The sequence below is a fragment of the Shewanella sp. AC91-MNA-CIBAN-0169 genome (assembly GCF_040310165.1).
Classification (GTDB): Bacteria; Pseudomonadota; Gammaproteobacteria; order Enterobacterales; family Shewanellaceae; genus Shewanella.
Genome location: NZ_JBEOPM010000003.1, coordinates 155280 through 169196 on the forward strand (window position 1 = coordinate 155280; position 13917 = coordinate 169196).

The 13917-nt window shown below is 41.4% G+C and carries 14 protein-coding genes and 1 pseudogene; 8 read left to right on the forward strand and 7 right to left on the reverse strand.

Features of this window, described 5'->3' with window-relative positions:
• Positions 1–32: 32 nt before the first annotated feature.
• The 5 genes from glnG to typA all read right to left on the reverse strand — a co-directional run bounded on the left by glnG (position 33) and on the right by typA (position 5821).
• Positions 33–1445, reverse strand: a complete 1413-nt coding sequence (gene glnG, locus AAEY98_RS04765; protein WP_350996672.1) for a nitrogen regulation protein NR(I) — start codon at positions 1443–1445, stop codon at positions 33–35.
• 36 nt (positions 1446–1481) lie between these two features.
• The gene (gene glnL, locus AAEY98_RS04770; RefSeq protein WP_101084938.1) at positions 1482–2519 is read right to left on the reverse strand and encodes a nitrogen regulation protein NR(II); all 1038 of its coding nucleotides are present in this window, start codon (positions 2517–2519) and stop codon (positions 1482–1484) included.
• Positions 2520–2658: 139 nt separating this feature from the next.
• Positions 2659–3183, reverse strand: a complete 525-nt coding sequence (locus AAEY98_RS04775; RefSeq protein WP_101084939.1) for a DUF4124 domain-containing protein — start codon at positions 3181–3183, stop codon at positions 2659–2661.
• 130 nt (positions 3184–3313) lie between these two features.
• Positions 3314–3625, reverse strand: a complete 312-nt coding sequence (ppnP, locus tag AAEY98_RS04780; protein WP_011635813.1) for a pyrimidine/purine nucleoside phosphorylase — start codon at positions 3623–3625, stop codon at positions 3314–3316.
• Between the two features lie 384 nt (positions 3626–4009).
• On the reverse strand, positions 4010–5821 hold the full coding sequence (typA, locus tag AAEY98_RS04785; protein WP_101084940.1) for a translational GTPase TypA: 1812 nt from the start codon (positions 5819–5821) through the stop codon (positions 4010–4012).
• 480 nt (positions 5822–6301) lie between these two features.
• Here typA and glnA point away from each other — a divergent pair, with 480 nt between their 5' ends.
• The 4 genes and pseudogenes from glnA (at position 6302) to AAEY98_RS04805 (ending at position 9650) form a co-directional block, all read left to right on the forward strand.
• The gene (gene glnA / locus AAEY98_RS04790; RefSeq protein WP_101084941.1) at positions 6302–7711 is read left to right on the forward strand and encodes a glutamate--ammonia ligase; all 1410 of its coding nucleotides are present in this window, start codon (positions 6302–6304) and stop codon (positions 7709–7711) included.
• A gap of 104 nt (positions 7712–7815) precedes the next feature.
• A pseudogene (locus tag AAEY98_RS04795) lies at positions 7816–8394 on the forward strand (diguanylate cyclase domain-containing protein).
• Positions 8395–8438: 44 nt separating this feature from the next.
• Positions 8439–8987: a type II secretion system protein gene (locus AAEY98_RS04800; RefSeq protein ID WP_162022113.1), complete on the forward strand. Its 549-nt coding sequence runs from the start codon at positions 8439–8441 to the stop codon at positions 8985–8987.
• Positions 8988–9179: 192 nt separating this feature from the next.
• Entirely contained in the window at positions 9180–9650 is a 471-nt protein-coding gene (locus tag AAEY98_RS04805; protein WP_101084943.1) for an Lrp/AsnC family transcriptional regulator, read from the forward strand.
• Between the two features lie 112 nt (positions 9651–9762).
• On the opposite strand, the gene AAEY98_RS04810 is transcribed toward AAEY98_RS04805, so the two are convergent.
• On the reverse strand, positions 9763–10410 hold the full coding sequence (locus AAEY98_RS04810; protein WP_011635819.1) for a DUF2959 domain-containing protein: 648 nt from the start codon (positions 10408–10410) through the stop codon (positions 9763–9765).
• 63 nt (positions 10411–10473) lie between these two features.
• Positions 10474–10698, reverse strand: a complete 225-nt coding sequence (locus tag AAEY98_RS04815) for a hypothetical protein (RefSeq protein WP_101084944.1) — start codon at positions 10696–10698, stop codon at positions 10474–10476.
• A 105-nt stretch (positions 10699–10803) separates the two neighbouring features.
• On the opposite strand from AAEY98_RS04815, the gene AAEY98_RS04820 reads away from it, so the two are divergent.
• The 4 genes from AAEY98_RS04820 to AAEY98_RS04835 all read left to right on the forward strand — a co-directional run bounded on the left by AAEY98_RS04820 (position 10804) and on the right by AAEY98_RS04835 (position 13674).
• A complete protein-coding gene (locus tag AAEY98_RS04820) occupies positions 10804–11775 on the forward strand; it encodes a virulence factor BrkB family protein (protein ID WP_101084945.1) in 972 nt (323 codons plus the stop codon).
• Between the two features lie 150 nt (positions 11776–11925).
• Positions 11926–12363, forward strand: coding sequence for a D-aminoacyl-tRNA deacylase (gene dtd, locus AAEY98_RS04825; RefSeq protein ID WP_101084946.1), 438 nt, complete (start codon positions 11926–11928; stop codon positions 12361–12363).
• A 69-nt stretch (positions 12364–12432) separates the two neighbouring features.
• A complete protein-coding gene (locus AAEY98_RS04830; RefSeq protein WP_101084947.1) occupies positions 12433–12927 on the forward strand; it encodes a thioesterase domain-containing protein in 495 nt (164 codons plus the stop codon).
• A 153-nt stretch (positions 12928–13080) separates the two neighbouring features.
• Complete coding sequence (locus AAEY98_RS04835; protein ID WP_101084948.1) at positions 13081–13674, forward strand: FMN-dependent NADH-azoreductase; 594 nt, start codon at positions 13081–13083, stop codon at positions 13672–13674.
• The last annotated feature ends 243 nt before the right edge of the window (positions 13675–13917 follow it).

The window sequence follows — 13917 nt, forward strand, 5'->3', positions numbered from 1 at the left end:
CATCATTATGGCTCCCCTGCGTCGTTTCGTTTTTAGTCCATGGACAGTTCTTTTAATTTACGCGTTAGGGTATTACGACCCCAACCTAGACGTTTAGCGGCTTCTTGTTTATGGCCTTGAGTATGTCTTAGTGCTGTTTCAAGTAAAATACGTTCAAATTCAGGTTGCACTTCAGTGAGTAAATCACTTTCACCGGCAGCCAGCTTTTCATCAATCCAATCAGTTAATGCGGTTTGCCAGTCACTTGCTCCAGCTTGTTTCTGCTGGATTGCTACTGGGTCTTTAAGCAATTCTGGTGGTAAATCTTGCGGTAAAATTTCTTGTCCGGACGCCATTACGGTTAACCAACGACAAGTATTCTCAAGTTGACGAACATTACCCGGCCAAGGAAGGTTAGCCAATTTTACCGCGGTTTCTTTAGTGAGTATTTTGGGTTCAACGCCAATCTCTTTCGCTGCGGTGCTTAAAAAGTGATTGGCGAGTTGGGCAATGTCTTCACGGCGCTGCGATAACGGCGGTAAGTGTACTCTGATCACATTGAGGCGATGAAATAAATCTTCGCGGAAGGTGCCTTTTTGCACCTGCACCTCAAGATTTTGATGCGTCGCAGCAATAATACGTACATCAACTTGCACTGCTTGATGACCGCCGACACGATAGAACTGGCCGTCGGCAAGGACTCGTAATAATCGCGTTTGCACATCGATTGGCATGTCACCGATTTCATCTAAAAATAGCGTGCCACCATTGGCTTGTTCAAAACGACCTTGGCGCACGTTGGCGGCACCAGTAAAGGCGCCTTTTTCATGGCCAAAGAGTTCAGATTCAATCAAATCTTTTGGGATGGCAGCCATATTTAATGCAATAAAGGGTTTGTCCTTACGCGGGCTGTGTTTGTGCAATGCACCAGCGACTAATTCTTTACCAGTACCAGATTGGCCATTGATGAGCACACTGATAGATGAGCGAGATAATCGGCCTATGGCACGAAACACTTCTTGCATTGCCGGGGCTTCACCAATAATTTCAGGGGTTTTTATGGTGGTATCAATAACGGGTTGTGGTGCTTGCTCTGTTGCATGTGTGAGTGCGCGTTCAACTAAATTAATGGCTTCATCAATATCAAATGGTTTTGGTAGGTATTCAAATGCACCTGCTTGATATGCGCTCACGGCACTGTCTAAGTCTGAGTGGGCGGTCATGATGATCACTGGAATATGTGGATAATGCAGTTGTAAGCGATCAAGCAAGGTTAAGCCATCAGTACCTGGCATGCGGATGTCAGACACGATGACTTGAGGTTGTGATGCTTCTAAAGCTTGCCACAAGGATTCTGCAGCAGCAAAGCTAGCCGTTGACAGTGATGCGCCTTTAAGGGCTTTTTCGAGTACCCAACGGATCGAACTATCATCATCGAGGATCCAAACTTGTTCACTAATGTTCATGTTACTACCTCATTCTGCCTACAAAGGGCATGCTAGTTATTGTAATGGCAGGTTAATAATAAATTCGGTATGCCCTGGTGCCGAAACACAATCAATGCGACCGCCGTGTAATCGGGCAATGTTATGCGCAATGGATAATCCTAACCCTGAACCTTCGTCACGTCCGGTGACCATAGGGTAGAAAAGGGTATCCATTAACTCAGCAGGAATACCGGGGCCGTTATCAATAATGGATAAGGCGAGTACCACTTTATAGCGCTGTGTTCCAATGGTGACTTGATGTTGAGTGCGAGTGCGAATGACAATATCGCCACCACAATGTTCTAACGCTTGTATCGCATTTTGGACAATATTCAATACGGCTTGCTGCATTTGATCTGGATCCATCTGAATATCTGGAATCGATGGATCATAATCTCGTTTTAAGCAGATATTGTCTGGCAGTGCCATTTCGACTAACTTAAGCACTTTTTGAATCACTTGATGGATATTGTGTTCAGCATGCTGCGTTGGTCGTTGCGGGCCAAGTAAACGGTCGACTAAATTACGTAATCTATCTGCTTGTTCGATAATCAGACTGGTAAATTCTTTTAATTCGGGCGAGTCGAGCTCTCGCGATAACAACTGCGCAGCGCCTCTAAGGCCGCCCAGCGGGTTTTTAATTTCATGGGCTAAGTTACGTACCAAAAACTGTGCAGCTTGCTGTTGGGCGTCCATATTAAGCTGCTGATGAATGCGACGTTGTTGGTCTACTTGACGTAACTCTAAAATGCTGAGGTTATTGTCATTTTCAATTGGCATCAAGGTGATATCAATGGTGTGATGTTGGCCGTCTAGGGTGATTAATGCGGCGGTATTGACCGTGAGTCCCTGGCCGGCATTAATGGCATCGCGTAGTAATTGTGGCTCAACCCCCATCAGTTGATAAAGCTCAGGAAGCGTTTGCTCGAGTAGCTTATGGTTACCTACTCCCAATAATTGTGCGGCCGCGGCATTAGCATAGCTCGGCTTGAGCTCGTTATTAATAACAAGCACTGCGGTGACTAAGTGATTGAGAAGGTTATTTGTGTCCATTAGCCGTCCTAGTATAGGGTTGCACCATTATAATGCACCACTTTGGTGCATATCACAACCCGGAACACACAAGCATTTTGTAAGATAAATAGTCACGCAAAATTTCATAAGCTAATGAATAAAATGATTTTTATCTTAATCATTTAGACTTTTTTGCAGGTCCAAATACAGATGCTTGGTGAAGGAATATCTTTCTAGGAGAGCTTGATGCAAGGACTTTGCCGCTTTGTGTTACAGCGTTAACAACCAACGAGTGTTCACCTCTATTAATGCCCGTCAATTGGAATATATTCGATGCTTGAGCTGGGGCAGTGATAATACCATCGACTAATAATGTCATTAGCACGCCACGAGGTAATTGAGGGGTGACGCTCACTGACACGGTAAATGCGCCATTATTGTCACGCACAGTAGCTTCTTCTTGGGGAGAGGTAATCGAAATCGTGTAGTTAATTGATGCTTCTGTTGTTGGGATGACATTGATTTTTGTTGGGGTGTCAATCGTCATGTTGTTTTGGGTGTTTTCATTTAATTCAACAGCTTCGGCATTATTTTTTTGTTCATCTGAGTAATGAACTTTGCCATTTTCATCTACCCAACGGTATACGGTAGCAACACTTTGGGCGCTCAATAATAGCAAACTAATAAGTATGATAAGGCGCATGATGTACTCCATAAAACGACAGTTTCAATAGAGTAGACGTTTTTATAAAAAAAATCAGCTTAAACTGTTTAGTTAAGCTGAATCGAAGCGGCGATATTAAACCGCTATTGTTTATTTAGGTGCAACAACACTAGATGTATTGGCAGCAGTATTCTGAAATTTGATCTGTTCGGATACTGAAGCTCACATTTGGTGCAAGCTCAAACTGGCTTGCTTCAGCATATGCAACCCACTCAGTTTTACCCGGTAATAACACGTCAAATTTGCCAGAAATAACCTGCATTATTTCACCTTGAGCCGTTGAAAACTCATATTCACCAGGCAATACCACACCAAAAGTTTGTTTACTACCATCAGCTAATACTACGCTTCTGCTTATCACTTTACCGTTAAAATACACATTGGCTTTTTTAGCGACGCTTACCTGTTGCAACATACTCATATATTTTCCCTAAAAATGATCTTGGTTTGAATCTATCTGCGTTTACGTAAAATATCTAGTTAAATGTTTTCATGTTGTATCACGAGAGTCGCTTCGCTGCTAGAGACAGCTTCAGAAACGATAACAAGCGATAACAAGCGAACGCTGCGTGCAGTCTAGCACCTAGGCTCTTGGCTCGTCATCGCTTGTCATCTCAGGGATAGAGAAAGCTTCGCTGCTAAGCTGTTGACTTTATAGCCTCTAGCCGCGGAGCGTACTAGCAGCGCAGCGTCCTATGCCTTTCGCTTTTAGCCTGTATAGACTAGACAACAAAAAGCCCAGATGCATGCATCTGGGCTTTTTAGGTCTCAATGAGTGGCAGACGTTGCCACTCATTGATGGTAATTAACTGCGGTTATTACGCTTACGCTCATTCTCAGTTAAGAATCTCTTACGAACACGGATGTTCTTAGGAGTTACTTCAACTAATTCATCATCATCGATGAATTCAAGAGCTTGCTCAAGAGTCAATGTGATAGGCGTAGTCAATACTTGTGCTTCATCAGTACCTGATGCGCGCATGTTAGTTAGCTGCTTACCTTTCAAACAGTTTACTGTCAAATCGTTAGAGCGAGCATGAATACCCACTACTTGACCTTCATACACTTCAGCCGCGTGACCAATAAACATACGACCACGGTCTTGCAAAGCAAATAGAGCGAATGTTAGTGCTTTACCTGTTGCGTTTGAAATCAATACGCCGTTAGCGCGTTGACCAATATCGCCACCTTTGTGTGGACCGTAGTGATCAAATGAATGATAAATTAGACCAGTACCAGATGTTGCTGTTAAGAATTCGGTTTGGAAACCAATTAAGCCACGGCTTGGGATAACGAAGTCGATACGTACACGACCTTTACCATCAAGCTGCATGTCTTTCATTTCGCCTTTACGAACACCTAATTTTTCAATTACGGTACCTTGATGATCTTCTTCAACGTCAACTGTTACAGTTTCGTATGGTTCATGTAGCTCACCATCGATTGTTTTTAGAATAACTTCTGGACGAGATACGGCTAATTCATAACCTTCACGACGCATGTTTTCAATTAAAATCGATAAGTGTAATTCACCACGACCTGAAACGCGGAAACGGTCTGGACTTTCTGTTTCTTCAACGCGAAGTGCTACGTTGTGAACTAATTCAGTCTGTAAACGTTCAAGAATGTTACGTGAAGTAACATACTTACCTTCTTTACCCGCGAACGGAGAAGTGTTTACTTGGAATGTCATCGTTAGTGTTGGTTCATCAACAGTTAACGGTGGCATTGCTTCTACTGCATTCACTGCACAGATAGTATCAGAGATTTTAAGCTCGCCTAAACCTGTAATAGCAACGATGTCACCAGCATTTGCAATTGGCACTTCAGTACGGTCAAGACCCATGTAACCTAATACTTGGCCCATTTTACCGTTACGTGTCTTACCGTCAGCGCCAATAATGGTCACTTGTTGGTTAGTCTTAACGCTACCACGAGTAATACGGCCAATACCGATAACACCCACGTATGAGTTATAATCGATTTGAGAAATTTGCATTTGGAATGGAGCTTCTGCATCAGCATCTGGGAAAGCTACTTTCTCAACGATAGTTTGGAATAGCGGCGTCATATCATCGCTTGCTACATCTGGATCTAACGTTGCAAAACCATTTAATGCCGAAGCATAAACGATTGGGAAATCTAGTTGTTCGTCAGTGGCACCTAAGTTAACGAATAAATCGAATACTTGGTCAATAACCCAATCTGGACGAGCACTTGGACGGTCAATTTTGTTGATAACAACAATTGGCTTAAGGCCTTGAGCGAATGCTTTCTTGGTTACAAAGCGAGTTTGTGGCATTGGGCCATCAACTGCATCAACCAACAATAATACTGAGTCAACCATAGATAGAACGCGTTCAACTTCACCACCGAAATCGGCGTGGCCAGGAGTATCTACGATATTAATACGGTAGTCGTTCCACTGGATGGCAGTGTTCTTTGCCAGAATGGTGATCCCACGTTCTTTTTCAAGATCGTTAGAATCCATAACCCGCTCAGTAGCTTCTCCACGAGATGCAAGGGTTCCTGACTGCGCCAACATTTTGTCAACCAAGGTTGTTTTGCCATGGTCAACGTGGGCAATAATGGCGATGTTACGTAAATTCTCTAGCACGGATAAACCTCTAAACCAGCAAATAAAAAAAAAGGATCTAACAGTAGTTATAGATTATAGCTACTGTAAAAAAGCGTGCCATTCTACTTCACAGCAGCTTTTGTAGATAGGATTATTTTTGAACACTTGTAAATCTATCGCTTGCTATGGATTAATAAACAGCATAAAACGTATATATATGAAGCATAACCATGGTGTAAGACAAAACTGTGACATTGGCTAAAACAGCAACATTAACATGACGCACCATTATGGACTTTTGCACCATGATGAAACATAGTGATGCACGAGGTTGGTGCAAGGTTATGATTTAGAAGATTTGGAAACTTTCTCATCTTCATAAAATCAATTAGTTAGCGATCTGGCATGAATATCGCTTTATTGCTGATAATTATGAAAAGATTCGTTTTCCAGGTGCATCATCTGGCGAATAGCAAAATTATTTAAGGGACAACCCTTTACCCTACCGGAGGCTTGAGAATGTCAGTTGAATCAGTTTTAAAACAACTTGTAGAGTTAGAAGTTAAGTTTGTAGACTTACGCTTTACCGACACTAAAGGTAAAGAGCAGCACGTTTCTATTCCTTCTCATCAAGTAAATGAAGATTTCTTTGAAGACGGTAAAATGTTTGATGGCTCTTCAATTACAGGTTGGAAAGGCATTAATGAATCTGACATGGTGCTAATGCCAGATCCAACCACTTTCGTATTAGACCCTTTCACAGAAGAAACAACAGCGCTTATTCGTTGTGATATTTTAGAACCTGGTACTATGACAGGTTATGATCGTGACCCACGTTCAATTGCTAAAAAAGCTGAAGCTTACCTAATTTCTACTGGTATTGCTGACACAGTATTGATTGGTCCAGAGCCAGAGTTCTTCTTATTTGACGATGTCCGTTTTGGTACCGACATGTCAGGTTGTTTTGTTAAGATTGACGCAAAAGAAGCATCATGGAACTCAGCTAAGAGCTATGAAGAAGGTAACACGGGTCACCGTCCAATGGTGAAAGGTGGTTATTTCCCAGTTGCACCAGTTGATTCTTCACAAGATTTACGTTCGGCAATGTGTTTAGTACTTGAAGAAATGGGTCAAGTAGTTGAAGCGCATCACCACGAAGTAGCAACAGCGGGTCAAAACGAAATCGCAACACGTTTCAACACGTTGACTAAGAAAGCTGATGAAATTCAAATTCTAAAATACGTTGTTCATAACATGGCGCATGCTTATGGTAAGACAGCGACATTTATGCCAAAACCAATCGTTGGTGACAACGGTAGCGGTATGCACGTGCATCAGTCTTTAGCTAAAGACGGCGTAAACTTATTCGCAGGTGATAAGTATGCTGGTTTGAGTGATTTAGCGCTTTACTACATTGGCGGCATTATTAAGCATGCTCGTGCATTGAATGCGTTCACTAACCCAAGCACTAACTCTTACAAGCGTTTAGTGCCACATTTTGAAGCGCCTGTAATGCTTGCATATTCTGCACGTAACCGCAGTGCTTCAATTCGTATTCCAGTGGTACCAAGCCCTAAAGGCCGTCGTATCGAAGCGCGTTTCCCTGATCCACATGCAAACCCATACTTAGGTTTCTCAGCATTACTTATGGCTGGTCTTGATGGTATTCAAAACAAGATCCACCCAGGTGAAGCAATGGATAAAGATTTATATGACTTACCTCCTGAAGAAGCTGCTGAAATTCCACAGGTTGCAACGTCATTAGAAAACGCACTTGAACATTTACAAGCTGACCATGAGTTCTTGACTAAAGGCGGCGTATTCAGCGAAGACTTTATCCAGTCTTATATCCAACTTAAAACGGCTGAAGCAGAACGTGTTGCACGTACTACTCACCCACTTGAGTTTGAGATGTACTACAGCTTGTAATTCTTGAATACAATTGCTTAAACAAGCAAACCAATAAAAAACCCGATAATTGATTATCGGGTTTTTTTTTGCTCAAAAGAGGTGAGAATGATAGTTTTCAGCAAATGTCAGAAGAGGTGATAAACAGCCGTGAAGAGTTATCTCAACGAGTCAGAGATCGCACTGCAGATTTAGTTATTGCCAAAACTAAAGCGTTACATTTAGCCAATCATGATGTGGTGACTGGACTCGCTAATCGGTTGTCGAACAGGCAGGCAACTGAGCGTTTACGGGATAAAAAACAGCCGTTCTCAATCCTTTTTATCGATCTCGATGGATTCAAAGTCATTAATGATACTTACGGGCACGGCATTGGCGATGCTTTGCTAGTCAAAATTGGTTAACAGGTAAGTAAGCATTTGTTTCCGAGTGAAATTCTTGCGCGTTATGGTGGTGACGAGTTTGTATTACTTTTACCGAATGATATCGACAGTGACGCTGTTATGGCCACTGCCAACAGTGTTCTTAAACTGATCAAACAACCTTTTCAAATAGGCTCACATTCTTTAATCATTAGTGCATGTATTGGCGCTGCCATTTATAATGGTGTTGATAGCGATACAGATAGCTTAATCCATCGTGCTGATGTTGCGATGTATCAGGCTAAACATGCCGGCAAAAGTCAGGTGATACTGGCTGATTAATATTTTAGAATAGAGATTAATGTTATTTTTTATTTGGCTGCAGGATGTCTAAATTGATACATACATGCTCATTTAATCATGGTTGTTTTTCGTGGCGTAAGCCGCAAGGGTTTAGCTTAATAGAACTTGTGGTAGTGATTATTATTTTAGGCATTCTTGCTGTCGTGGTTGCTCCGAAATTTATCGATTTAAAAAGTAATGCTTACGCGAGCAGTATGCAGGGTGTTGCAGCAGCAATTAACAGCGGTAAAACTTTGGTCTATTCAGCTTGCGTGATAAGCGCCAGTTGCGATGAAACGGCCCCTGGAGCCAGTAATGGTTTGGGCAATAGTATTACAGTACAAGGCCAATCAGTGACTCTAGCTTACGGATATCCGCGTCATACCTCAGCAGGTATCATCAGGATGATTAACATTGCCGACAACGGTAGCGGTGGTGAATTTAACATCACAACATACGATGTTAATAATCGAAGCGGGTTACGTATTCGTCCTAATGCGGATTATGCTGCGAATAAATGTGAAATTAGATACTCTCAGCCACAAGTTGCAGGAGAGTCACCTTTAGTTGTCGTCGATATTGACGAGTGTTAAGTGCTCTTGTTATTCGCGAGTATCACCTCAAATTACCCTCTTTAGACAAATGCCATGTTAACTTTATGGCATTTATTGTTTTGTGGCTCCCATTTGCTTGAAATATTTGTGATTAACGTAAATTTGTAGAGGATTTCACTCAGGAATATGATATTTATACCGTTAATCACTCACTAAAAAGCGATTTGTTCAATGGATAAGAAAGACCTCAAGCTATTAGAAATTTTACAACGTCAGGGCCGGATGGCTGTTTCTGAATTAGCCGATAAGGTTAATATGTCGGATACTCCTTGTTTACGACGAGTCAAAAAGCTTGAACAAGATAAAGTGATTTTAGGCTATGGTGCCCAAGTTGACCCTTTTAAAGTGGGTCTTAATGTTGTGGTTTATACATCGATACGCTTAACGGAACATACTGATCAATCGACAGCGTTATTTGAGTCAACCATGGCACAATTACCTCAAGTGATGGAATGCGCCGTGGTAACTGGATCTTATGATTATATGCTCAAAATAGTCGCCAAAGATTTGGTTTCTTATGAGCAATTTATCAAAAAATCGCTCGGCAACCTCAAGTTTGTCGCCAGCATTGAAACTACAGTAGTTTTGAAGCAAATATTTAGCCGTACGGCATTGCCAGTGGACCAGTCACCGATCGAATAAGCACAAATACGCATAGGCACATATAAATACCCAAAAGCAGCACCTAGGCCGTCATAGACTATGACAGCATAGGTTACCGCTAAGGGCGTTAAGTTGATAGGTTAGGTAAGGTTTAACCTTGTTCCATTGAGGCAATAAACTTGTTCGATTCGGCAATCGATTTGTTCATTTCTTTAATCAGGCTAGAGATATCAGTCTGTAAATTGGCAAACTCACCTTTAATTGCACCAATAGCCTGCGCATTTAGGTTATGTTTTAAATACAGCATATTATCTTTCATCGCAGTTAGAATGGGTGGCATTTTTGCTTCTGCACGACGCATGCTTCTCACTAGCGTTTTATATGAACGCTTGGTTTCATTGAGCTTGCTGGTGCTGTTACGACGTAAACTGGCTTTACTGATTTCTTCGATTTCAGTTTGCCATTCGTCAAATAATGCATCCGCGACATCTTCGACTTTCTCGATGCGATGACTCACTTCATCTGCTGCAGATTGAGCTGACTCATATTCATCTTTCGCTTTATTATAAGCATCTTCTAAATCGCCACCATCAAATGCCAAAAGCGCCTGCATTTCTTCCAATGCAGAGCTAAATTGCTCTTGTGCTTCTTCCTGCGACTCTTTAGCCTCTTGAACTCTATCGACCATAATGTCGCGTTTGTGGTAGCCGACTTTTTCCATTGCACCGTAATAGGCGCTTTGACAACCGCTCAACAGTAAACTGCTACTTAATAGTGCCAGTGATATCCATTTTTTCATCAATGTGTCTCTTTTATTGTGTGAGGCGAAAAGTGTCCTCGTTGAGGTTAACTACCTTATGAGTTAACTGCCTGATTTAAACTTTGCTGCGTCGATGATGCTCCATAAATGGAATAAACCACCGATAATGGCTGGGATGACCAACACAAAAAAGAAATAGCAAACAGCAGTAATGCAGAAGAATAACAAAGCCGCTAATATACGCCCTTGTAAAAGCTGACCTAGGCCTGGGAAAAATAAGCTCGCGACAGCTGCGAGTATATTACCCGCCGAACCTTGTTGTGACATCAATTTGCTCCATTATTCGATGACTAATATGTTATAACATTGTACGAAGTTAGTGACTTAATACAAATGTTATCTCCACTAACGTGGTATGAAATAAGGATTATTATGCCCAAAAAGTTTGATTACAGCCCTATTGCGGCTTTTTTTAGTGGGATTTGGCAGTTTCTACTCCATCTCAAACAACGGCTTGCTGAAGACCAAATTAATATACGAGCAGGTCATTTGGCCTATGTGACCTTGTTGTCATTGGTGCCTATGTTGGCTGTCACCATGTCGATGTTATCGGCCTTTCCGGTGTTTAAAGGTATTCGCGGCAATATTGAAGGCTTTATATATAATAATTTTATACCTGCAGCGGGTGATACGGTGCAAGTGCATATCAACGAGTTTGTCGCTAATGCATCTAAAGGCACCTTTGTCGGTATTGTTGCGTTAGTGTTTGTTGCCATTATGCTGATTTCAGCTATCGATAAAGCATTGAATAACATTTGGCGAATTACCGAAAAGCGCTCTTACGTGGTGTCATTTTCGATGTACTGGATGGTGTTAACTCTAGGTCCTGTACTCATTGGTGCAAGTCTAGTGGCCACCTCTTATGTTGTTTCATTAGAGGTGGTAACTGGCAGTGAGTTGTCTGGATTAGTCCCGTGGATTGTTGAGCGTCTACCATTGCTGTTTTCTGTGGCATCTATATTACTGTTGTATATGGTCGTGCCTAACAAGAAAATCCATTTTTTACATGCTCTATTGGGAGCTATTGTAGCAGCGGTATTATTTGAAGCAGGCAAAAAGGGTTTTGCGTTTTATGTGACCCAATTTCCGAGTTATGAAGCCATTTATGGTGCACTGGCAGTAGTGCCGATTTTATTTGTATGGGTATATTTATCGTGGATGATTGTATTACTCGGTGCAGAAATTACTGCCGCACTGCCAGAGTATCTGGAAAGTTTAGCGGTTATCGCGGATGATCTTAAAGCTGAAATTTTTACAGAGACTGAGACTAAAAGCCAGAATCTCAATAATGTGCACGATCCTCTAGTGGTCGATAAATCCATTTCGTCGTCTGATAAATCTTAAGTGGCATTGGTGTTCTACGCCAATGTATTCAGTAACAACTAGTCTGTATGGGCCACAAGTAGCAAGTTATGTTGCTACCTGTGGTCTCTCAGTTGGCCTTGTTTTATTTTCTTCAATAAGCATCATCAAATAGCATAGTTTAAGGCAGTTATGATTGCATTAATTCAACGAGTTAAACGCGCGTCAGTGGCGGTCGACAATACAATAGTCGGCAAAATTGACCAAGGCTTGTTAGTATTACTAGGCATAGAGCGCGAAGATAATATTGATAAAATGGTTAAGTTAGCTACAAAAGTCATTAATTATCGGGTGTTTAGTGATGAAAACGGAAAAATGAATCTTAATCTGGCTCAAGTCGGTGGACAATTATTGGTGGTGTCGCAATTTACCTTAGCAGCAGATACCGGCAAAGGCTTAAGACCCAGTTTTTCGAGCGCTGCAACTCCTGAACAAGCCGATCGCCTTTATTTGGCTTTTGTCGAATATTGTCGCCAACAAGGGGTTATGACACAGACAGGACAATTTGGTGCAGATATGCAGGTCGAGTTGGTCAATGATGGCCCAGTGACCTTTAATCTGCAGGTATAAGGCCTTAATTTATTACCATTCTATTATTGTCAGTAGAGGTTAACCAGTCATCATCGGAGAGATGCCGTTATGTTTGATATTTCATTCACAGAAGCGCAATCAGATGCCAAGGTCAATGCTTTACTGCAGACCTTGTGTGAAACTTGGCATAGTACGATTCCTGTTAGTCAATTTATGGGCATTAAACCAGTGTTGTTTAATGGAGATAGCCTACAAGTCACTGCACCTTTAGAGCCCAACGTTAACTTACATCACACCATGTTTGCTGGCAGTATTTATACCTTAATGACATTAACAGGCTGGGGAATGGTGTGGTTACAGCAGCAATTGTCACAAGCCCATGGTGATATTGTATTAGCTGATGCAAAAGTCAGGTATTTAAAACCGGTGACTAAACAGCCCTATGCCAAAGTTATTTGGCCCTATACTGATTTGAACCCATTAAACCGAGGCCGGCGAGTCAAAATCACCTTAGAAGTGGCGTTATATTGTGATGACATTATGTGTGCTACGTTTACCGGCCAATTTGTATCTTTACCGCCAAAAAATGGTCGCGTTGATTAACATATTCGCGTTGAACAAGTAAATATGTTTCGATTTTATCGAATATAATTGCATAATTATTGCGCTATTATTCTTTTTTATAGGTCAATATACTAGCTACATTGGTCAGGCACATAGCATATGACCCAACAAACATATGGGTGAGACTTAACAATGGCAAAAGTATTAATTTTAAAATCAAGCATTCTAGGCAGTTATTCACAGTCTTCAGCATTAGTTGATTATTTAAATCAGCAATGGAGCAGTAAAGGTGCACAAATTACAGTGCGTGATTTAGGTAAAAATACCTTGCCAATGTTAGATGGTGAGCTAGCTTCTGGTTTACGTGGCGGCGATAACCTTTCCGAACGTCAATTATCTGCAGTGGCACTATCGAATGAATTAGTCGCTGAAATTAACGATCATGACACCATTGTTATCGCAGCGCCGATGTACAACTTTGGCATACCGACAACGTTAAAAAATTGGATCGATTTTATTGCTCGTGCCGGTGTAACGTTTACTTACACCGATACAGGACCCGTTGGATTAATCAAAGGTAAGCGTGCCATTATTGTGACGACTCGTGGTGGAGCGCATAAAGGCGGGTCTACAGATCATGTTGTACCTTACTTAACAACTGTGTTGGGCTTCATTGGAATTAACAACGTCGAAACCATTTATGCTGAATCATTAAATATGGGCCCAGATGCAGCCGAAGCAGGTATTAGCCAAGCTAAGCTTGATATTGATGCAATAGCACTCTAATCATTTTATAGATGTTTAGATAACGCCACGAATTCGCATACTTAACGCTTAATGAGCCTTTGACATTTAAAGGTTCATTAAGCGTTTTTTTATTTTGTGTTTTGTTGTTATTTTATTAATCCAAAAAAGTATTTACTGCGTATAATTAGTACAACCAGTATCTAGATTGATGCCAATTTTACTTTTCAAAAATGTAGTTTCATTAACAAAAGCCTACGGGTTTATCGTTGAAAAGCCATCATA